Origin of the sequence: Psychrobacillus sp. FSL K6-4615 (assembly GCF_038008225.1) — a bacterium.
Taxonomy (GTDB): Bacteria; Bacillota; Bacilli; order Bacillales_A; family Planococcaceae; genus Psychrobacillus; species Psychrobacillus psychrotolerans.
On sequence record NZ_JBBOYQ010000001.1, the window covers coordinates 3228136 to 3247922 of the forward strand.

Here is a 19787-nt window from a genome sequence, read left to right on the forward strand (position 1 = left end):
CCCATGATAGGTAAATACGCTCTCTTTTATTAAAAAATTAGCAAAATTAACACGACAAAAAATAATACTGCAAACAAAATGGACATACCTTTCATCCATTTCGCCTCTTTGGCAAATCCTTTTTCTTTAAAACTTATTGCTCGGAAACCATTACTTAGAGCAAAGATTGCTGTCATAAACAATACAGCCATATTAATATTTCCTTTAATGATAAATACCAACGCAGAAATACTAACTGCTGCAATCAGTAGTCCAAATATCCAATTTCTATTCATAAACACCTTACCTCTCAAGAAAAAAACGAAGCAACAATCGCTTCGTTTTTGTGTTATACAGATTCCTCTGCTTTTTCTGGATGATTCGAGTAGAATTTACGCCCCAAATACGTTTGGAATATTAGCAATAGTCCACCGACAGCCCAATAAACTGGCAGTGCCGCCATAGAACTGAAGGAAATAAACATAATCATAATTGGCGAAATATAAATCATCATTTTCATTTGTTTCTGTTGCTGCTCAGGTACTGTCCATAATGAAACTTTTGCTTGAATGAAATAAACCGCTCCAGCAATAAGTGTCATTGCAATATCAGGAGATCCTAAGTTAAACCATAAAAATGGATGCGCTTTAATATCCGCAGAATAGAGAATCGCAAAATACAATCCCATTACAATAGGCATCTGAATAATCATCGGTAGACAACCCATGTTCAGCGGATTTACTCCATGCTTACGGTATAATCCCATCATTTCTTGTTGTAGAGCCATTTGCTGTTCTTTATCTTTTGTTTCCTTTAATCTCTTTTGGATATCGTCCATTTCTGGTTTCAATTTATCCATTTTCTGTTTCATGCCTTGTTGATTTTTATAATTTTTAAGCATCAAAGGCATCAGAATAAGACGGATAAGTACGGTAATAGCGATAATCGCCAGCCCATAACTACCATTGAACATTTCTCCAAAGAAATGTATAAGAAATTCAAAAGGTCGAACAAAAATATTATAAAAAGTACCTTCTTTGTTTTCTACTCCAGAACATCCACTAAGCACTAGTGCTGCAAATACAAGAATAGAAAATAAACTAATCTTCTTTTTCACTCTATTCACCTTCACTCATCAAACTATAAAGAAGTATACCTTACTATGAAGCTATTTATCAAATTTAATCCAAAATATTTAAACTGATTGTTGTTCATTAGGAAAATTATATTTAAAACTAGGATATTCCTGGTTATCGCGGTATTGCTTCGGTGTTATTCCGGTATACTTTTTGAATATGCGAGTGAAATAGCTTTGATTGCAAAAGTGAAAACTACTGGAAATATCGGAAATAGCTTTATTTGTTGTTCTTAAAAAGTATTGGCATTCCTCTACTTTTCGAACATTTAAGTATTCTACAAGCGTCACTCCTGTATGCTCTCTAAAAATACGAGAAAGATGACTTGTACTTATAGCAAATCTTTTTGCAATATCCTCTACCGTTAAATTTGTCTCTATTTCATCATTAATATAGAGGATTACTTTGTTAACCGTTTGATGGCCAAATGACGGCTTTTTCCTTTCGGTTATGACCATCACAAAAAACTCAACCAACTCATCTGCACATAATAAAAATTGTGCATCACTCATCTTCGTCTCAATAGTTTCTACACATGCAATGTTAAACGCGCTAACTTTATCAGTAGGAACTTGACTCTCATTTAGTTTTCTTCCCATAATAGCCACTAGCTGAATGTAGTAATACTTTACATTTTGGATCATATTCTTACGTGTTCTAGCAATTATTAAATCTATCATGCTTCTTAGAATTTCTTTTGCTTCCGTTACTTCAAAAGAAAACATTTTTTGAAATAGCTGTTCTTCTAATTCTAGGAAAGAATCTAAACCTTCTACTCTTGTTGTTGTACCTATTTCTCTAGTGTATATTTTAGAGAAATTATCTAAAAATTGCTTCTCTACAGTCTTCATATTTCCCTCTTTTTCCCTAAGTAGGTCTTAATGTTTATATAACCTTTTAGGTATGTTGTATTAGTCTATATCATTATCCTGGAAATAATATATTTTTTCAACCTTTTAGACTCAGTTTTTTTGAGGGACTAGCATTTTTAAATGTTTAGGTAATATTTGAATGTTCAGTGGCGTGCAATCTCCTTCATCCCCGTCTACATTACAATATAGAGGATTTCCAGATTCGATTAATACATTACTAGATTCGATTACTTCCACTCCAATATCTTCCTCTAGTGTACCCAACAGGACTTTTGCTCCCATTCTTGCTATAGAAGCCAATCCTGCTTGTTTTATAATATAAATATGTAACTTTCCATCATTTACTTCCGCTGCATTTACCAATTTTTCAAATCCACCTACAGAATTCGTTAAAGCCACAAGTATAAGCATAGGTGTCCCTTTCCAAATTCCTTGATCATGCGTTATTGTCATTTTTATTTCTTCTTTCGAAATAATGGCTTTTGCTCCTTCTAGCAAATAAGCAAGTGAACCCATTTTTGTTTTTTGTTCAACAGTAGTATCCGCAACACGACTAGCTATCTCACCAACAGCTACTATATTCATAAAATATTTATCCCCAATTTGCCCAATATCCACTAATCGTGTGTTCGTCATTTTTAAAGCTTCAATAGCAAGCTCAGGCTCCAATGGAATGCCAAGTGCACGAGCAAAATCGTTCACAGTACCGAGTGGAATAAATGAAAATAGAGGTCGATTAGGTTGTTCAGCGAGACCATTGACAACCTCATTTATCGTCCCATCTCCACCCATTGCTAACAAAAAGTCTACTTTCTCAGCACACGCCTGTGTGGCAAATATGGTGGCATCATTTTGTTTACTCGTTTCCTTAATAATCACTTCATACCCCAAGCCTTCTAACACATTAACTGTTGTTTCTTTATATCGCTCGGCATCCGCTTTTCCTGAAGATGGGTTATAGATGAACATTGCTTTCATAAGACTTCCCCCTTGTATGATTTGTTTTGTTCCAAATTCCCTTTATCGATACATTTAAAACCTTTATACTAGAATAAAAGCTACTATAGAAAAGAGGAGCAGTATTGCACTTTTTTATATATATTATTATCTTCATCTCATTTTTCGACTTATTTTCTCAACTACCAATTATGAGCCCCTTTGCAGAATCTCTTGGTGCCACTCCTTTTATAACTGGTTTAGTTGTAGGGATGTATTCTCTTTCGAATACATTTGGTAATATTATTTCTGGATTTCTAACTGATCGAAAAGGACCCTATTACATACTCATCACTGGTTTATTTGCAACGAGTTTCTCCTTATTCCTTTACCAATTTGCTAGCGAGCCGTTTGGATTATTACTAATACGTTTTATACATGGTTTAGTAGCTGGACTAATTGTACCTGCAGCTTTTACCTACTCAGCTAATAGGACTTCGCATGAAAAACGAGGTAAAGGAGTTGCACTATCAGGTGCATTTGTTGGACTTGCTGCAATTGTTGGTCCCGCTACAAGTGGTATTCTCGCAAGCAAAAAAAATGAGGTATTTGTGTTAGGAATGACAGGTTCTATTATGCTTGCTTTAAGTATACTGTCTTTAGTTTTGTTAAGAAAAGTAGCTATCGAAAGAAAAGAGAAGGATGTCTCTCAGCATTCCGTTCACTCTATTTTCCAAAAAAGTGGAGTGATTAAGTCATTTGCAGGTGCTTTTTTCTTAATGTTCTCGCAAGGGGTATTAGCGTATATGCTCCCTTTAAAAATAGTGGATTTAGGATTTGACACTAAAACAAGCGGATTTCTTCTAAGTACTTTCGGCTTTGTCGCAATTTTAGTGTTTATCCTTCCGATAAATCGAATATTTGACCGAGTAAAACCCATCTATACACTTACTTTTGGTATGAGCATCATGGGAGTAAGTATGCTATTGCTCGGCCATACAGATTCACTGAACTTACTATATATTTGGATGGGGTTATATGGAATAGGATTTGCATTTCTTTTCCCATCTATTAACACATTATTAATAGATTCAACAGAACAATCCTATAGAGGAAAAGCATATGGCTATTTCTATGCTTTCTTTTCTATAGGAGTAGTTGTGGGATCGAGTATCACTGGCTTCCTAGAATTGGATGCTACGAGCGGGTTTACTATGACAGGAATCATATTGTTAATAGTGTCTATCTTGGCCATTACGTGGAGAAAATAAATAGGACAGGAATGTGGTTTTTGACACATTCCTGTCCTATTAAGATTATAAAGTTATTTGGTCATTAGGATTAGACTTCTTTTCTCCGTCTTGCTTATTTGTATCGTCTTTCTTTTGGTTGTCCTGAACTTCATCATTATAGTACTGGACGCTTGTAAGAGCTCCTTCATCGACCATATTATTATCTGATGTATCGTAAGGATCTGGATGTCCTGCTGCAGTTAAATCGGATCTTTGATGTTTTTGTGAGTCTATGTAAGCATTCACTTTAGATTTTGTATTATTAAAAGCCACTACCGCTTTCTCACGATTTTCTTTCTTACTGAAATATGCATACGCTCCTGCCGCTAATCCTGCCAATAATAGTGATTTGTTTTTTGCCATCCTAATTACCTCCAAGGTTTTCTATATATAATGTATATACCCACTATTAAATAAGTTAACACCTTAACAAACTAATTCTTTAGAGGTATATGATTTTAATGCTTGAGATTACCCATCTTATATTACAGTTTGATATCTAAATGATTTTAATTGTATATATATGTAGAAGATTATAGTTATTTTTGTTATGATTACAAAAAGAATCTAGAGGTGATTTCAAATGATTAGAGCGACTACGTTAGATGACATTCAAGTAATTCAACAGATCGCAAAGGTCAGTTGGAACGATACATACAAGAATATTATACCTGATGACATACAAACTCTTTTTCTAGAAAAGGCTTATTCCCCTATGATGATTGTGAAGAGAATAGAGAAAACTATCTTCTTAATCGCTGAATATGAAGGCAATCCCATCGGTTTCGCTAACTTTACTTATACCGACGAAGATGGAGATGCAGAACTAACTGCTATTTATGTGTTACCTGAATATAAACAAAGTGGATATGGAAAAAAACTATTATTAGCTGGGCTAAACCAAATGCCATCTGGACGACAGTTATTTGTTTACGTGGAAAGCTTAAATGATAATGCCCGTCAATTCTATGAAAATTTTGGCTTCGAATGTTTAGAAGAATTCGATGAATATTTTGAGGGACATCCTTTATCTACCGCTAAATACGTATATCTATTGAAAACACCGGCCTTATAGGTCGGTGTTTTTGTTTGTTAAAGTGACTTTTCAGTTGTATAGTATTCCTCTTGTATTTGAACTGGTGGTTTGCGAACGAAACACATGATAGCCGCAATATACAATAGAATTGATGTTAGCGATATTACACCAGCAAAAAGACCTGCAAGGATGAACATAATTCCTGCTAACTTCGGGTTTTTATTTTTGGAAATAGACATGATTCCGATAATATTCAAGATTAGGCTAATAACAAGAATAATTATAAACACCCAACCAAATAAACTAAATGCATCAATAACTACATCCATATTATCATTTATCAATTGTTGGTCAGTTTCCGTAAATGTAGGCTCATTCGAAATCGTACTCTCAAATTCTTTTTTAAATTCTTCATCTTTCAATATGCTGCTTCCACTTACCACTAAAACTGTTACTAAAATAATACTAAGTAATGTCATAATTGCACTAATAACACTTAATACTACTTCTCCTGTACGTGACATAGAATTCAGTCCCTTCATTTTTACACTTCTTATCATTCTACGATTAATAGTTGAAAAGGTTTCGTATAATTTTAAAATCCCCTTCATAAAATAATTTAAACCTGTTTAAACATTTATAAACCAGGGTAATATTTAACTATCAACATAAAAAGAGAGGGTGGAATTTATGGAAAAAAAGATAATTTTTAACCAAGCAGATTTCCTTTATACGTTAGCAGGTGCATCGGTATTAACAGGAATTTTAGTGTTTTTCACACAAATTTAATAATGCTATTATAAAAAGGCAATCCATTTCTAAATAGAAGCGGATTGCCTTTTTGTTATGAAGTATACAAATTTCTGTTATGCTTTTACATCATCATATTCGTTAGATTTTGAGAAGGCTGCCACTACGTATGAGCAAACCGGCTCCATCTTTAGCTCCTGCTCTCTTGCATAAGAAGCAGCGCTATCTAATAATTTTTTGGCAACCCCTTGTCCTCTCAGCTTATCCGATACAAATGTGTGATCCATCACCATGACATCTCCAAGTAACGTCCAAGTAATTTCGCCTAATCTTTCCCCGCCTTGTATATATTGAAACGCATAAACATCGTTTCCTAATTCTTTAAATTCAAATTCCATCAATAACCACTCCTTTTCTGAATTTTAGCACATTTATTTATTGATTGACAACGGACGCAACTTCGCTTCAATTTCCACTCTTCTCATTTCTAGAAAAGGTGGTAGTGCTAATCGTTCTCCCAAGCTATCCATTTGTTCATCTGTATCGAATCCTGGCTCATCGGTAGATAATTCAAATAAAATGCCATTTGGTTCTCTGAAATAGATTGCCTTGAAATAGTATCGGTCTACTAAACCAGAAGTGGTAAAGCCATTTTCACGTAAGCGCTCCTCCCATTTTGGGTAATCTTCCATTGAAGGAATTCGGAATGCTACATGATGTACACTACCCCTTCCAGGTCGCTCCATTGGTAAATCTGTGCGTGTCTCGATATGAACTTCTCCACCTGGACCGCCTTTTCCCGTCGTATAAACTTGAATATCTGGCATGTCCAGTACCTCCGATGGGTAGGAACCAGCTAACTCAAATCCAAGTATTTCTGTTAAGACCTTTTCAGTAGGTGCTAATTTTCGAACTGTAAGCTTTACGGGACCTAAACCAACAATTGCATTGTCCGCTGAAATCTCCTCTCTAACCCATGCTTCGCCATAAGGTATTCCAGCCCCGTTGTCGACTACTAACATAAGTCTTGCCCCTTCAAAATCTTCAAAGTAAAGTGTTTTACGACCAAACCTTTCTATAATAGAATCATGTGGTACATTAAATTTTTCAAATCTACTTTTCCAAAAATGTAGAGCTTGCTCGTTTTTGATCCGGAAACTTGTATTGCTAATACTAGATACACCAGGATATGTTCTTCCTGCATTGGGTATGTCAAAGTAAGTCATGTCTGTTCCTGGCGTACCTACAGCATCTGCATAAAACAAATGATAAGAAGAAGGATTATCCTGATTTACACTTTTCTTCACTAATCGCATTCCTAATATTCTTGTATAAAAGTCATGATTTTTATCAGCGTCTCCAGTAATTGCTGAGACATGGTGGATACCTGCTAATTTCATTTCTTTACCTCCTCATTATTTTATCTTGAAGTCGAGATATATTACTTCCATGATAACAAATCCTTGTATTTTGTGCAAAGAAAGAGAACAAGGCTTTAAGAAACTCAGTCCAGGGTCTTCAGCTCGCGCTGTTCCCACTGCAGTCACGGCTCTTCGCTCCAATCAACTAGATCCACATTATATAATCGGTAATTGAATATAAAACTATATAAGTATAGGTGCATTATCTTAAAATAAATCTTGAACAAAACAAAGCCCTCCTATCTATTTAAGAAGGAGGGCCTATACATTAGTTAAAAATAGAACGAATCGAATCTATTAGATTCGTAAAGAAGTTTTTGACACCTTCCCAAAATCCTTCATTATCGACTATTTTTCCAATCTTGTCTTCAATTGTTTTACTTAAATCATTCAGTTGATCTGACCATTGACTGAAATCGATATCTAATTGACGAATACGGTCCATTAAATCGATCAACAGCTGACGATCCTTTTCCGAAAGCTCAATTTTTAGATTAGCTAATTGCTCCGAAACAATTTTTTCCACCTCTTCACGAGATACTGGATTTTGTTCTGCAATTTGCTTTTTAATCTCTGTTAATAACTCACTCACTTTTGCCTCATCAATACCTGCATCTTTTGCTAGATTAGTAGCAATAGATAGTTCGTCATTGGCCACATCTGTACGTTCGGGATCAAGTTCTTCCCCCGAAACCTCATAGGCTTTATATATCCCTACTAGTGCTGAATGACCCGTTACAGGCTTAGGTGCAGCAATTTCTACTACTGCGTCCTTAATGCCCGCAGTTAGCATTGCATTTGCATACATCTCGGATGTTACTTCTGTAATATTATCCGGTGTAACTATGCTTATCACTAGACCTTTACCAGCGTCTTTTCGAGTGATCTTAGCAGAAGAGAACATTCTTGCAGATGCATCTCCGTCCTGTAAATATGTTGCTAAATCTTTGCCAGTTACTTCTATTTCTTGAACATCTGATTTATCCGTTATTTTTAAGCTCTTTTTTACACTGTCTTTTTGCTCAGCAGTTAAATTTCCTCCATATACGATGATAGGTGCACCAAATTTTTCATTTACAACTTCTTCTTCAGTGGAGCCATCTGAGTCTGCTAATGAATAGGTAGGCGCAATAACCATACCTATTAATAACATTGCTGTAATGAATGGCAATAATAATTTCTTCATACTATTTAACCCCTTTCCTTTCTCTTCCATTCCTTCAATAATACGAAAATAGGAGTAAAAAGTTCCGACTAATCGATTCTTTTTACTCCGTATGAACTACATTTTCAATTGTGTCCAACCATCTTCTTGAACAATTTTTTTATCTTTCATAAGTTTACCTAGGGCGCGTTTGAAAGCAGCTTTACTCATACTGAACATTTCTTGAATTTCATCTGGAGAAGACTTATCTGTGAATGGCATTTTACCACCAACATCATTCAGGTAACGGAATATAGATTCTGCATCGTCTCCTAGACGTTCATGTCTACGTGGCAAAAGGGAACCATTCAAAGATCCATCCTCTTTCACGTCAATAACGCGTACTGTTAAATCTTCACCTAACCGCGGTTCATTAAAGCGTTCTGACTCATGTACAAAAATTCGATAGTTTTCAGGAAAACTTAACAAAAACGTACCTACAGGAAGCAAGCGGTATGCACGTGCTTGTAGATTTTGATTGAATAATGTCGTTGGTGCATCTATATATAGCTCTTCTACTCGGTCCTCAGTTGCTAATCGACCGAATAACTCACCATCTTTATCGGTACGGAGTGTCATATATAAATGATCTCCAACAGCAGGCCATAGTTCTTTTATTTTTGGAAGATCATCTTCTTTAACCTGAACTTCCTTAGAAGTACCGATATCAACAAAAACGCCATCTCTATCGACTACTTTAATGACACGAGCCCATCCGTATGTGCCTTTTTGAATAGATGGAAGCTGTGTTGTGGCAGATAGATTTCCACGTCTGTCCACAAATAAGAATGCTTCTATTGTGCCACCTACCTCTACACCCTCTGGTGCTTCAGATGCATTTAACGGAATATCCATTCCATCATATGTTAAAATCCATTTCGATCCGTCCTGTTCTTTCACTTGTAACTTGACTATTTCTCCTGATGCTGTTCCTATCAAAATTACCGCTCTCCTTCTCACCAAATATGGTATCGATCTTTACTCGCTTCTTCTGAATTATATATAAAGTGATTAGACTGCAAAAAAGGTTATGCTACTTCCCTATAGCCGATTCATATAAATCATAAACTCTATTGTAAACTCATACACACAAAAGATTATATTCTACTTTTTGTGTTAAAACTCAACCTCTATCATTCCCAAAGATTGTATGTATCATGTGGTATTCCTTTAAACAACATTTACAAGGTTTGCTCATTTTCTGGTTCTTGTAATTCCATTAACTTGGATTGTAATGCTGGATTTTCCTCTAAAAATAATACCAAATCTGCAATACGGTCAATGGAGTTCCAACTTAAATGGTGTTCAATTCCCTCTACGTCATTGTAAATATTCTCTTCCTTTACGCCAATAATTCTCAAGAAATCTTCTAAAAGTTCATGTCTTTTTACTAATTTTTTTCCGAGCTTCATTCCTTTTGCCGTAAGAGTTAACCCGCGATACTTTTCATATATTAAGAAGCCATCTTTATCAAGTTTTTGAACCATTTTGGTTACGGAAGATGGTAATACAGACAATGCTTCTGCAATATCAGACACACGAGCATATCCTTTTTGCTCTATCAACAAATAAATTTGTTCAATATGGTCTTCCATGCTTGGTGTTGGCATATTTATCTTCCTCTCATCTTTGCTCTATATATTTTACTACAATAAAGACCCTATCACAATTCTAGATATTTATTCCTATATTTTGGAGGGTGCAAGCGCCTATGTTAGCCCCGAAATGCGTTGGAAGAATTGGAATAAGGCACTCTTTGCCCAGTCGAAGTCAGTCTAAGTTCGCGACATCGTGTCGCAACGACTGACTGACCCGCATCCTGCGGCCCCGCAAGTCTGAAACGACTCGAGGGGCTAGGCGCTGGAACTAGAAAGAGTCTGAGCAAAAAGCATTTATCTATTAATATTTAAACAGAGGAAAAACCTTATCGAAAAAAGACAAGGTTTTAGTGACGATGCGGGTACTTACCCACAACATAGATGGAGTGGATAATTCTTTTGTTGATCCATTCTAAGTTTTCTGCTGTATTTAAGCGCTCAAAAACGGCTATTCTTCCTTTTTCTGTTGTAACGTAATGAGCAGGTAATGTATTTAAACTCAAGGCAATAATATCACGTTCGCATTGTCCGCATTTGCAAAAGGTTTGATACTCGGACCCTCTCATCATCACTCTGACAAGGCTATGAACTATTTCTTGCATCACATTAGTAAGCAATGATAACACTCCTTTCATGCATATAAAAAGTGAAGCATGTTTAATACTATACCCAAACGGGTAAAATTTAAATATCAACATGACTTGATAAATTAAATAAAGAGAGGAAGATATGAAATGGGTAGAATTTTATGGGGAATTATCGTAGTATTAATCGTACTTTGGCTAATTGGTTTAGTATTAAAAATTGGCGGCGGATTTATTCATGCGCTACTAATCATTGCGGGTATCATTTTTGTAGTTCAACTAATCAGTGGAAAACGATCACTATAAAGAAAGGTGTTGCCTAAACGGCAACACCTTTTTATTTTTTCATTGATATTCAAATTGAAATTTTAAATAGAATCTTGAGATTCCCTAACTTTGGCATATATGCATGTGTCCCTCAATTTTTCCCCATCGGCAGATAAAGAATCATTTTGAAGTATGCCCTCCAACTTAAACCCAGCTCTTTCGGCTACAGAGCGACTTCGAACATTTTCACTATCACAACGAATTTCTACTCTATTGGCCAGTAGTTCCTCGAATGCAAATTGTGTTATGCGTTCACATGCTTCTGTCATTAAGCCTTTCCCCTCAAACTTACTATCAATCCAATAGCCAATTTCAAATTTCCGAACGTTCCAGTCAATTCGATGCAATCCAGAAGCACCTACAAATTCTCCTGTTTCCCTTAAATACAATTGCAGGCGTAAATCCTTTCTAGTTATAAAGTCGGCAACTGCTTGACGTATATTCGTTGTAATTTGCTCCAATGACTGCTTTTTTTGGGCCCATGGCATCCATTCTTTCAGTGCAGCATCCGAATTGACTACCGCCTTCCAAATTTCATCCGCGTCTTCTACCTTTGGAGCTCGTATCAACAATCGTTCTGTGTAAAACTCCTCCGCAAAGGTTAGCTCTTCTTTAGCAGGATAAGTCTTAGGGAAATCTTCATCCCACTTCACGGGAGTTGCAGTTCCTTTTAAGAAATCTTCTCTTGTTAGACCATACGTTACAGCATCGTAATAGGAACTCTCTTTAGGAGAAAACCATGCTTGTCGAAGTTGTGCTTCTTTTACAAAGCCAGCTCGTTCAAAAGTTTTGCGCATTGCAAAGTTATCCTGTCTTGTATGTCCTTCTAAACGAATTTTCGCTTCTGGTAGTTGGAATACATACTCAGCTACAAGCTTTAATGCCTCCGGTCCGTAACCACTACCTCTCGCATGATCTGCAATTCGCAAGTCAAAAAGAGGAATTTCATCTCGTAGGTCATAAATTTTTACGAAACCAACCTTTTCATTTGTTTCATTTTCAATCCAAAAGGTTTTAACTTCATCCGATTGATATCCGCCTTCTTCAATCGTTTTTTCGATTAGTTCTCTTGCTGGGTGTGAGTTTCCATGATACGGCCAACTATTCGTCGTCATGAAGTGGATCAGTTGTTCTTGTTCTTCCATCGTCCATTCCGTAAGCTTCATTTTCCCGCCTCCGTACACGCTATTTATTTATCCTTATAAGTCTTAATGAATTAAGCACTACCAATAGAGTAGCCCCCATATCTGCAAAGATAGCAATCCATAAAGTTAACCATCCTGGAATAATGAGTAGCAATGCAATTATTTTTAATCCTAATGCAAACATAATATTTTCTTTAATAATATGCAATGCTTTTCGACTTAATCGGATTGTATAAGGTAACTTATCTAGGTCATCAGCCATTAAAGCCACATCCGCTGTTTCAAGTGCCGCATCTGTTCCTGCTCCACCCATCGCTATACCAACTGATGCCGCTGCTAGGGCAGGAGAATCATTAACACCATCTCCTACCATTGCAACCGTACCGTACTCTTCTTTTAATGCTTTTATGGCAAAAAGTTTTTGTTCTGGCATTAACTCTGCTTCTACGTCCGTCAGACCTAGTTTTGTTGCGATAGCGTTTGCCGTACGTTTGTCATCTCCTGTTAGCATGACAGTATGCTTTATCCCTGCTTTTTTCAGTTGCTCTAACACATTTACACTAGTTTCACGGATTGGATCTGCTACAGCTATAAACCCTTGATATACACCATCTGCCGAAGCTAGCATGACTGTATTACCCTCCGTTTGTAACTGTTCAATTTTAGTAATGACTTCAAAGGAAACAGTGCTGATAGTAGAAATCCAACTAACACTTCCAACTGACCATTTTGTTCCGTCCACTATACCCTCTGCCCCTTTGCCAGTAACAGATTGAAAATGCTCGATTTCTACACTTTGAATATGCTCTTTTGCACCATATTTTACAATAGCCTTTGCCAATGGATGCTGAGAGTAGATTTCAATGGACATTACTTTTTGGATAAAGTCTTTTGGTGCATCTGCTTCTACATGCGTTACCTCTGGATACCCTTTGGTAAGCGTGCCAGTTTTGTCAAATGCAATTGCTTGAAGTCGACCAATCTCTTCTAAGTGAATACCACCTTTGATTAATACACCTTGTTTTGCTGCATTTCCGATTGCCGTAACAATGGCAACGGGAGTTGATACTACTAACGCACATGGACAACCCACAACTAATACCGCTAGCCCTTGGTAAATCCATGTTTGCCAATCTGATCCGAACAACGGAGGAATTATAGCTACTAATATAGCTATCATGATAATTGCAGGTGTATAATATTTTGCAAATTTATCTACAAATTTTTGAGAAGGTGCTTTTTCCGCTTGCGCCTCTTCAACAAGGTGTATGATTTTCGCAATTGTTGTATCTTCTACTCTCTTAGTCACTCGTACTTCAAGTGATCCTTCTTCGTTTAACGTACCAGCAAATACCTCATCGTCTACCGATTTCATAACTGGTAATGATTCACCGGTGATAGACGCCTGGTTGATTGTAGAAGTACCTTTCAGTACAATTCCATCCATTGCAATTTTTTGCCCTGGTTTCACAATTAGTACATCGTTTATTTGTATAAACTCTGTATCAACCTCTATTAACTTTCCATCTTTGCGGATCGTTGCAGTAGGTGGCGCAATATCCATTAAATGACTGATGGATTGACGCGCTTTATTCATCGAATAAGCCTCTAAAGCTTCACTCACCGCGAATAAGAATACTACTACCGCTCCCTCGCGCCACTCTCCAATAATTGCTGCACCAATAATAGCTATAGTCATTAACGACTTCATATCGAAGTAAAAACGAGATAAATTGGCTAATCCACCTCTAAATAAATCGAAGCCTCCTACTACTATAGAAATCATGAATAACCCTATAGAAAGTGGATGTGCTTCCTCATAAGTGAACGATGCGATAATCCCTATAACTAGAAATACAAATGAAATAACCGTGAGTATATTTTCTTTCCGTTTGAAAAAAGGAATTTTTTCTAATTGACTTTGTTTGACTGTAGTCACTTTTATGCCATCAAACGCCCCAGCTTTTTCAATATCCCCTATTGTTGCTTTACCAATGACCGATACTTTAGAAGCACCAAAGTTAACTGTTGCATCCTCTACATCAGGAAGTTTTTTTATATTTTGCTCAAATTTCATGGCACAATTGGCACATGAAAGATTTTCTAATCGATATTCTTGTTTAGCTACTTTTACCATCCTTTTCACCTTCTTCTATTGCATGTTCATATGCGATTTTTACTAACGCGTTCACATGATGATCTGCTAAGGAATAATAAACTTGTTTTCCCTTACGTGTTGATTTAGCAAGGGATAAGTCTCTTAAAAATCGCAAATGATGAGATGCTGTAGCTGTAGATGAACCTATAATCTCACCCACATCACAAACGCAAAGTTCTTCCTCTATTGTTAATGCAAATGCTATCTTCAACCTTGTTTCATCTGCTAGTGCTTTAAAGATTTGAGCTGCTGCTCCTAAATCTGGTATTTGGTTCTTTATGGAAAACACTATGTCTTCGTTCACCTTTGTTACTTCACACATATCCTTTGTCTGCATATTTCCACCTCATTCAAATGATTGTTTGATTGTTATATTCAGTATATGTTCAGAATATTTAATATGCAACTTATTCTAATGAGTATTTGAATGTTTTTACTATTTTAGATTTTATCGCTTAAAAACAGGGTAGCTTTTACTCTTCATTTCCTCTTAATATAAAAAAACAGCCGAAGATAAACACCTTCGGCTGCCAATTTTAGTTTGCTTTTAATATTAGTTCATATCCTTCTTTGATGTCTCCGTCTATTACGGTAGTGTGATAGTTTCCTTCTGCCCAGTCATCTACTTGGCTATGATACCACTCGGATTTCATATGACCGCTTTGTCCCGGCCCTACGATGTGATAGGCCTCATTTAAATCAGCCAAATCTGCTACAAATCGCCAGGACGCTCCGTGGTCCACTTTTCCATCCTCTCCAAAACCGGCTGCTTGCACGGTAATATTGGATCCCCCTATAGGAACTGGATCTGGATTTAAGAGATAAGCCAAGATTGGAGAGGCCCCTCCCAGTGGATGATCAAATGTTAACTGGTGGTAATCTCCCCACTTCCATTTCTTTTCATTTGAACCAAACTCTTCGGATATTTCTTCGGTTGCTTTCACAAATGAGTCATATACCCACTTGTCTACACCGCCATATGCTTCTAACCAAGCACTTTGTTCATTATTATAGCCTTTTCGTAATAATTGATCTGAAATATTACCTTTTCCTGGCAACATCGAATATACATCCTCTGGCATTTCTTCCTCGAGTAATGTCTGAGGTAACTCCTTCATCCATTTATGAAAAACTAGCGGAGCAGCTTGTTCTTTATCATCTACCTGATTCCACTGCTTCACTAAGGAAAGGATTTCTTTATATTCACCCTTGGTATCTAAGTTTTCAACTGATCCAAGCATCTGTGTCAAGAATTCTTTAGCGTATAGATTCGTTTGATCCATCTGTAAATCCATCATATCTTCTTTTGTGAAATCCGATTTGCTCTCCAGTACTTCAGCAATTCGCTCATACCGATATGATTGAGCCCAAAAATCAGTAATATGGTATGGATAGGAATCATCTACGACCTCATTATTCGCTGTCGCTATATAGCCTTCCTCTGGGTTCACAACAACTGGAAGCTCGTTATAAGGAACAAATCCTTGCCAATCGTATTCCGCCGAGTCTCCAGGAACAGGCAATTGGCCATCCCCGGTCTTTCTTAAAGGTATCTTCCCATTTGCTTTATAGGCAATGGTCCCATCTTTTGCAGCAAATACAAAATTTTGAGCTGGTGCATGGAAGTCTTCTAGTGCTACTTCAAATTCTTCCCAATCAGCAGATTTATTCATTTTTAAGATTGCTTGTAATTCAAGTGTTGGAGCTAACGCAGTCCATTGCATGGAAAATAACGCTGATGCTTCTTCCTCTTTGAATACGACATCTGAAATAATTGGGCCATGTCGAGTTACCACTACTTCAAAAGGTATATCCTCCTGCCCCTTTACTTTAATAGGTGAATTACGAACCTCTGCTTGCTCCCATTTCCCCTCATATAAGAATTGGGTGCGATCCTCTGGGTTTGGTGTTTCAATATAAAGATCCTGCACATCCGGCCCTACATTGGTTACACCCCAAGCAACATCTTCGTTATGACCAAGAATAATGCCGGGTATCCCAGCAAATATAACACCACTAACATTCTGTTCTGGTGATTCTAAATGCATTTGATACCATACAGATGGTGTGCTCAATCCCAAATGTGGATCATCTGCAAGTAGTGGAAGACCACTAGCTGTCTTGTCCCCACTCACAACCCAGTTATTACTACCGTTAAATTCATTCGGTAAAACCGATGAGTCAAAGTGACCACTTACATTTACTGGGTTACTTATATTCGCCTCTATAATCGATTTTGCATTCTCAGGATAAGTAATAAAAAGTTCCTTCGCCTTTTCTTCATCCAATTCATTTAAAGCCCAATGTCGTATTGCAAGTGTCGACCAATTTCCACCTAAGTCATATGCCATATACTTTCCAATTGCTAATGAGTCAGTTGGAGTCCACTCTTCTGGCTCATATCCAAGTAATTTAAACTCATAGCTTAATTTATTTTCTTCTTTCGCAAATTCGATAAAATCATTGACCCCTTCTGCATAGAACTCTAATACTTCCTTCGCTTCCTCACTATATCCATCATAAGATTTCTCAGCAGCATCACGTAAGCTAAAGGTTAAGAAAAACTTATCTGTATCTACCGCAGATTCTCCTACCACTTCTGCTAAACGCCCACTAGCCTGCCTTCTAGCTAAATCCATTTGAAAAAGTCTATCCTGTGCTTGCACAAATCCTTGCGCACGGTAAAGGTCAGCATCTGATTGTGCAGTAATATGTGGTACCCCATCTGTATCACGTACTACTTTTACATCTGCGTCTAGCACCTTCATTGCAAGTTCACCTTCAATAATGGCTTTTGTGCTAGATAAATACAGGTTCAAACCTACAACGACAATAACTGCTAACACAACGATAGTACCTATAAGCCAAGCAGTTATTTTCCATCCTTTTCTCATATACCTTGCCCCCTTTGTTCCTTTACAGTATTCGACATTTCCTACTTTTTTCCTTCTATATATCTCGCTAGAATACAAATAGAGAAATAGGAAACCATCCCAAAAGACCTCTAGTCCCATCCTCAACCTTCACACAATTTTTTTGGAGTGCTTCACGCTAAAAATGGTTACAATGCTCGTTCAAACATATAAAAAAGGCCCATGAATAATTATATTCATGGGCCTAGGCTTGTATTAATCTATATTTTCTCCAACAATTTTTACTTCTAACTCTAGCTCAACACCAAAGTTTTCTTTCACTTTCTCTTTCACCATTTCTATCGTGCTAATATAATCAGTTGCTGTAGCATTATTTTTATTGACGATAAAGCCTGCATGCTTCGTGGAAACCTCTGCACCACCAAAGCCTTTACCTTGTAAGCCACTGTCTTGAATGAGTTTCCCGGCAAAATAACCTGGTGGTCTTTTGAATACACTACCAGCAGAAGGATATTCTAATGGTTGTTTAGATTCTCTTTGAAAAGTAAGATCTGCAATTTTTGAGTCGATCTCTTCTTGATGCCCTTTTTCCAATAAAAATTCTGTCGACAATACGTAATAGCCTTTTTTCGTAATAATACTCTTTCGATACCCTAGCTCCAATTGCTCTTTCGAAAGAACTAACTTTTCTCCAGATGGTGTTAGTACAGTACATTGCACAATTACGTCTTGAATTTCGCCACCATATGCTCCTGCATTCATCGCCATTGCTCCACCGATAGATCCGGGAATACCACAGGCAAATTCCAAACCAGTTAAGGACTCTTGTGCTGCCGCTTTTGACACATCAATAATATCCGCACCACTCTCGGCAATTACTCGGTTACCATCTATTATAATATTATTTAAATTTTCCAGTCGAAGTACGATTCCTCTTACTCCACCATCCCGTACGACCATATTAGATCCATTTCCTAATAGTAGCATTGGTATATTATGTTCATAAGCATACTGCACAACAAAGGCTGCTTCATCCTGCGTGGACGGTGTGACAAACAAATCTGCCATCCCACCCATTTTTGTTACTGTATGCAAATTTAATGCTTCATCTATTTTAATATTCTCCGGGTTTAACTTTTCACTTAAGTTTTCAAACCATTTTTGTTTACTCAAAGAGAGACAATCCTTTCTTCATTAACCTTGTATCCTTACATAGTATGCATTTTCACACATAATATATCAAGAGAAAATGCTATAACCATTCTTTAGACCAAGTCTCAATTCCTCCAACTACTTCTTTTAGAGCAAGACCTTTCTCTGTCAAGTTATATTCTACCCGTATTGGCACCTCGGAAAAGACAGTTCTTTCAACAATCCCCTCTTTTTCGAGTTCTTTTAGACGCTCTGATAACAAACGACCACTTATAGGAAGGGACGACTCAATCTCATTAAATCGTTTTGCTCCATCCATTAGTTGATATACGATTAGGGCAGTCCATCTTTTACCTAACAACTCCATTGCTTTTGATAAACGTGGACATAATAACGTTTCTTTCATCTGATTCACCTCTATTACCTTCTATTATATTCTTTTTTTCTTCTAAAGTAAAATTAAAGTAATTTAATTACTTGACGTAACTAATATATTAATCTATATTTAGTTACATAAAGTAACCAGATATTTGCTATTTGTAAAAGAAGGTAAACGAAATGATGGCAATATATATTACTTCGAAATAAAAACTCTTGATTTCGAAGTAATATTGTTTTATAGTTAGAATAACAACAAACTTAGGAGGAAATAAAAAATGACAAAATTTAATCTTGACGCAGCGCATTCTACGATCGACTTTTCCGTAAAACATATGATGGTTTCAAAAGTAAAAGGAGCTTTCACTGATTTCACAGCAGACTTAGAAGGTAATACAGAAGACTTAACAGGTGCTACAATTAGTTTTGATATCGACGTAAAATCTATCAACTCAAATAACGTAGACCGTGATAACCACTTACGTTCTGGAGATTTCTTTGATACAGAAACATACCCTAGCATCAAATTTGTGGCTACAGATATTAAGAAAAAAGACGATGGTGAGTACGACGTAACTGGCGACCTAACGATTAAAGACGTTACAAAACCAGTAACATTCGACGTTGAATATGGTGGTAAAGGTACTAATCCATGGGGGCAAGAAGTAGTCGCTTTCTCTGCTGAGTCTAAAGTTAACCGTAAAGAGTTTGGTTTAACTTGGAACCAAGCATTAGAAACTGGTGGCGTTCTAGTTGGAGAAGACATTAAAATTACTGTTGAACTTGAGTTAAACCCAGCTCAATAATCATCTCATAAGTACAAAAAGCTATCCTTTTGGATAGCTTTTTTGTTTTTATTATTAAATAACCTGTGTAAAAAATAAGTAATTAAATTAACTGAATATTAAGTGATATATTATATACTTTATATTGAGTAAAGAATGTG

The 19787-nt window shown here is 36.6% G+C and carries 22 protein-coding genes; 4 read left to right on the forward strand and 18 right to left on the reverse strand.

Annotated features, from left to right (window positions below):
* Positions 1-29: 29 nt before the first annotated feature.
* From MKX53_RS16150 to MKX53_RS16165, 4 genes are all read right to left on the reverse strand, one after another.
* Entirely contained in the window at positions 30-275 is a 246-nt protein-coding gene (locus tag MKX53_RS16150; protein ID WP_340912567.1) for a hypothetical protein, read from the reverse strand.
* Positions 276-328: 53 nt separating this feature from the next.
* The gene (yidC, locus tag MKX53_RS16155) at positions 329-1096 is read right to left on the reverse strand and encodes a membrane protein insertase YidC (protein ID WP_093537550.1); all 768 of its coding nucleotides are present in this window, start codon (positions 1094-1096) and stop codon (positions 329-331) included.
* Positions 1097-1174: 78 nt separating this feature from the next.
* Entirely contained in the window at positions 1175-1966 is a 792-nt protein-coding gene (locus MKX53_RS16160) for an AraC family transcriptional regulator (protein ID WP_340831647.1), read from the reverse strand.
* A gap of 111 nt (positions 1967-2077) precedes the next feature.
* Entirely contained in the window at positions 2078-2965 is an 888-nt protein-coding gene (locus MKX53_RS16165) for a diacylglycerol/lipid kinase family protein (RefSeq protein ID WP_340912569.1), read from the reverse strand.
* A 104-nt stretch (positions 2966-3069) separates the two neighbouring features.
* Here MKX53_RS16165 and MKX53_RS16170 point away from each other — a divergent pair, with 104 nt between their 5' ends.
* The gene (locus MKX53_RS16170) at positions 3070-4194 is read left to right on the forward strand and encodes an MFS transporter (protein ID WP_340912571.1); all 1125 of its coding nucleotides are present in this window, start codon (positions 3070-3072) and stop codon (positions 4192-4194) included.
* Between the two features lie 45 nt (positions 4195-4239).
* Here MKX53_RS16170 and MKX53_RS16175 read toward each other — a convergent pair whose 3' ends face one another.
* Entirely contained in the window at positions 4240-4578 is a 339-nt protein-coding gene (locus MKX53_RS16175; protein WP_093537546.1) for a hypothetical protein, read from the reverse strand.
* 220 nt (positions 4579-4798) lie between these two features.
* Here MKX53_RS16175 and MKX53_RS16180 point away from each other — a divergent pair, with 220 nt between their 5' ends.
* Complete coding sequence (locus MKX53_RS16180) at positions 4799-5290, forward strand: GNAT family N-acetyltransferase (protein WP_340912572.1); 492 nt, start codon at positions 4799-4801, stop codon at positions 5288-5290.
* A gap of 17 nt (positions 5291-5307) precedes the next feature.
* On the opposite strand, the gene MKX53_RS16185 is transcribed toward MKX53_RS16180, so the two are convergent.
* The 7 genes from MKX53_RS16185 to MKX53_RS16215 form a co-directional block, all read right to left on the reverse strand.
* On the reverse strand, positions 5308-5793 hold the full coding sequence (locus MKX53_RS16185) for a DUF4064 domain-containing protein (RefSeq protein WP_340912573.1): 486 nt from the start codon (positions 5791-5793) through the stop codon (positions 5308-5310).
* A 324-nt stretch (positions 5794-6117) separates the two neighbouring features.
* Positions 6118-6399, reverse strand: a complete 282-nt coding sequence (locus tag MKX53_RS16190) for a GNAT family N-acetyltransferase (protein WP_340912575.1) — start codon at positions 6397-6399, stop codon at positions 6118-6120.
* Between the two features lie 33 nt (positions 6400-6432).
* Entirely contained in the window at positions 6433-7401 is a 969-nt protein-coding gene (locus MKX53_RS16195; protein ID WP_340912577.1) for a ring-cleaving dioxygenase, read from the reverse strand.
* A gap of 289 nt (positions 7402-7690) precedes the next feature.
* Positions 7691-8608: a DUF1002 domain-containing protein gene (locus MKX53_RS16200; protein WP_093537541.1), complete on the reverse strand. Its 918-nt coding sequence runs from the start codon at positions 8606-8608 to the stop codon at positions 7691-7693.
* A gap of 96 nt (positions 8609-8704) precedes the next feature.
* Positions 8705-9565: a CvfB family protein gene (locus MKX53_RS16205; RefSeq protein ID WP_093537540.1), complete on the reverse strand. Its 861-nt coding sequence runs from the start codon at positions 9563-9565 to the stop codon at positions 8705-8707.
* A 242-nt stretch (positions 9566-9807) separates the two neighbouring features.
* Positions 9808-10236 (reverse strand): transcriptional regulator MntR, encoded by a 429-nt coding sequence (gene mntR, locus MKX53_RS16210; RefSeq protein WP_093537539.1) that lies wholly within the window; start codon positions 10234-10236, stop codon positions 9808-9810.
* A 335-nt stretch (positions 10237-10571) separates the two neighbouring features.
* On the reverse strand, positions 10572-10850 hold the full coding sequence (locus MKX53_RS16215; protein ID WP_340912580.1) for a late competence development ComFB family protein: 279 nt from the start codon (positions 10848-10850) through the stop codon (positions 10572-10574).
* Positions 10851-10958: 108 nt separating this feature from the next.
* Between MKX53_RS16215 and MKX53_RS16220 the strand changes: the two genes are divergently transcribed.
* Positions 10959-11114, forward strand: coding sequence for a lmo0937 family membrane protein (locus MKX53_RS16220; protein WP_340912582.1), 156 nt, complete (start codon positions 10959-10961; stop codon positions 11112-11114).
* A 62-nt stretch (positions 11115-11176) separates the two neighbouring features.
* Here MKX53_RS16220 and MKX53_RS16225 read toward each other — a convergent pair whose 3' ends face one another.
* The 6 genes from MKX53_RS16225 to MKX53_RS16250 form a co-directional block, all read right to left on the reverse strand.
* The gene (locus tag MKX53_RS16225) at positions 11177-12301 is read right to left on the reverse strand and encodes a GNAT family N-acetyltransferase (RefSeq protein WP_093537538.1); all 1125 of its coding nucleotides are present in this window, start codon (positions 12299-12301) and stop codon (positions 11177-11179) included.
* 19 nt (positions 12302-12320) lie between these two features.
* Positions 12321-14417, reverse strand: coding sequence for a heavy metal translocating P-type ATPase (locus tag MKX53_RS16230; RefSeq protein WP_340912584.1), 2097 nt, complete (start codon positions 14415-14417; stop codon positions 12321-12323).
* Positions 14401-14775 (reverse strand): ArsR/SmtB family transcription factor, encoded by a 375-nt coding sequence (locus tag MKX53_RS16235; protein WP_093537536.1) that lies wholly within the window; start codon positions 14773-14775, stop codon positions 14401-14403. Before MKX53_RS16235 ends, MKX53_RS16230 begins: the two co-directional genes overlap by 17 nt.
* Positions 14776-14974: 199 nt before the next feature.
* Entirely contained in the window at positions 14975-17332 is a 2358-nt protein-coding gene (locus tag MKX53_RS16240; protein ID WP_340912586.1) for a penicillin acylase family protein, read from the reverse strand.
* A 234-nt stretch (positions 17333-17566) separates the two neighbouring features.
* Entirely contained in the window at positions 17567-18484 is a 918-nt protein-coding gene (gene murB, locus MKX53_RS16245) for a UDP-N-acetylmuramate dehydrogenase (RefSeq protein WP_093537534.1), read from the reverse strand.
* A gap of 79 nt (positions 18485-18563) precedes the next feature.
* Positions 18564-18869 carry a winged helix-turn-helix transcriptional regulator gene (locus MKX53_RS16250; protein ID WP_093537533.1) on the reverse strand — a complete coding sequence of 102 codons (306 nt, stop codon included), beginning with the start codon at positions 18867-18869 and terminating at the stop codon, positions 18564-18566.
* Between the two features lie 250 nt (positions 18870-19119).
* Between MKX53_RS16250 and MKX53_RS16255 the strand changes: the two genes are divergently transcribed.
* Positions 19120-19647: a YceI family protein gene (locus tag MKX53_RS16255; RefSeq protein ID WP_340912588.1), complete on the forward strand. Its 528-nt coding sequence runs from the start codon at positions 19120-19122 to the stop codon at positions 19645-19647.
* Positions 19648-19787: the final 140 nt, after the last annotated feature.

Excerpts from the sequence above, each read along its gene's own strand:
- MKX53_RS16235 (WP_093537536.1), bottom strand. The coding sequence starts at position 14,775 with ATGCAGACAAAGGATATGTGTGAAGTAACAAAGGTGAACGAAGACATA.
- MKX53_RS16200 (WP_093537541.1), bottom strand. The coding sequence starts at position 8,608 with ATGAAGAAATTATTATTGCCATTCATTACAGCAATGTTATTAATAGGT.
- MKX53_RS16185 (WP_340912573.1), bottom strand. The coding sequence starts at position 5,793 with ATGAAGGGACTGAATTCTATGTCACGTACAGGAGAAGTAGTATTAAGT.
- MKX53_RS16150 (WP_340912567.1), bottom strand. The coding sequence starts at position 275 with ATGAATAGAAATTGGATATTTGGACTACTGATTGCAGCAGTTAGTATT.
- MKX53_RS16160 (WP_340831647.1), bottom strand. The coding sequence starts at position 1,966 with ATGAAGACTGTAGAGAAGCAATTTTTAGATAATTTCTCTAAAATATAC.
- mntR (WP_093537539.1), bottom strand. The coding sequence starts at position 10,236 with ATGCCAACACCAAGCATGGAAGACCATATTGAACAAATTTATTTGTTG.
- MKX53_RS16195 (WP_340912577.1), bottom strand. The coding sequence starts at position 7,401 with ATGAAATTAGCAGGTATCCACCATGTCTCAGCAATTACTGGAGACGCT.
- MKX53_RS16220 (WP_340912582.1), top strand. The coding sequence starts at position 10,959 with ATGGGTAGAATTTTATGGGGAATTATCGTAGTATTAATCGTACTTTGG.
- MKX53_RS16165 (WP_340912569.1), bottom strand. The coding sequence starts at position 2,965 with ATGAAAGCAATGTTCATCTATAACCCATCTTCAGGAAAAGCGGATGCC.
- MKX53_RS16190 (WP_340912575.1), bottom strand. The coding sequence starts at position 6,399 with ATGGAATTTGAATTTAAAGAATTAGGAAACGATGTTTATGCGTTTCAA.
- MKX53_RS16230 (WP_340912584.1), bottom strand. The coding sequence starts at position 14,417 with ATGGTAAAAGTAGCTAAACAAGAATATCGATTAGAAAATCTTTCATGT.
- MKX53_RS16225 (WP_093537538.1), bottom strand. The coding sequence starts at position 12,301 with ATGAAGCTTACGGAATGGACGATGGAAGAACAAGAACAACTGATCCAC.
- MKX53_RS16255 (WP_340912588.1), top strand. The coding sequence starts at position 19,120 with ATGACAAAATTTAATCTTGACGCAGCGCATTCTACGATCGACTTTTCC.
- MKX53_RS16250 (WP_093537533.1), bottom strand. The coding sequence starts at position 18,869 with ATGAAAGAAACGTTATTATGTCCACGTTTATCAAAAGCAATGGAGTTG.
- MKX53_RS16180 (WP_340912572.1), top strand. The coding sequence starts at position 4,799 with ATGATTAGAGCGACTACGTTAGATGACATTCAAGTAATTCAACAGATC.
- MKX53_RS16175 (WP_093537546.1), bottom strand. The coding sequence starts at position 4,578 with ATGGCAAAAAACAAATCACTATTATTGGCAGGATTAGCGGCAGGAGCG.
- MKX53_RS16240 (WP_340912586.1), bottom strand. The coding sequence starts at position 17,332 with ATGAGAAAAGGATGGAAAATAACTGCTTGGCTTATAGGTACTATCGTT.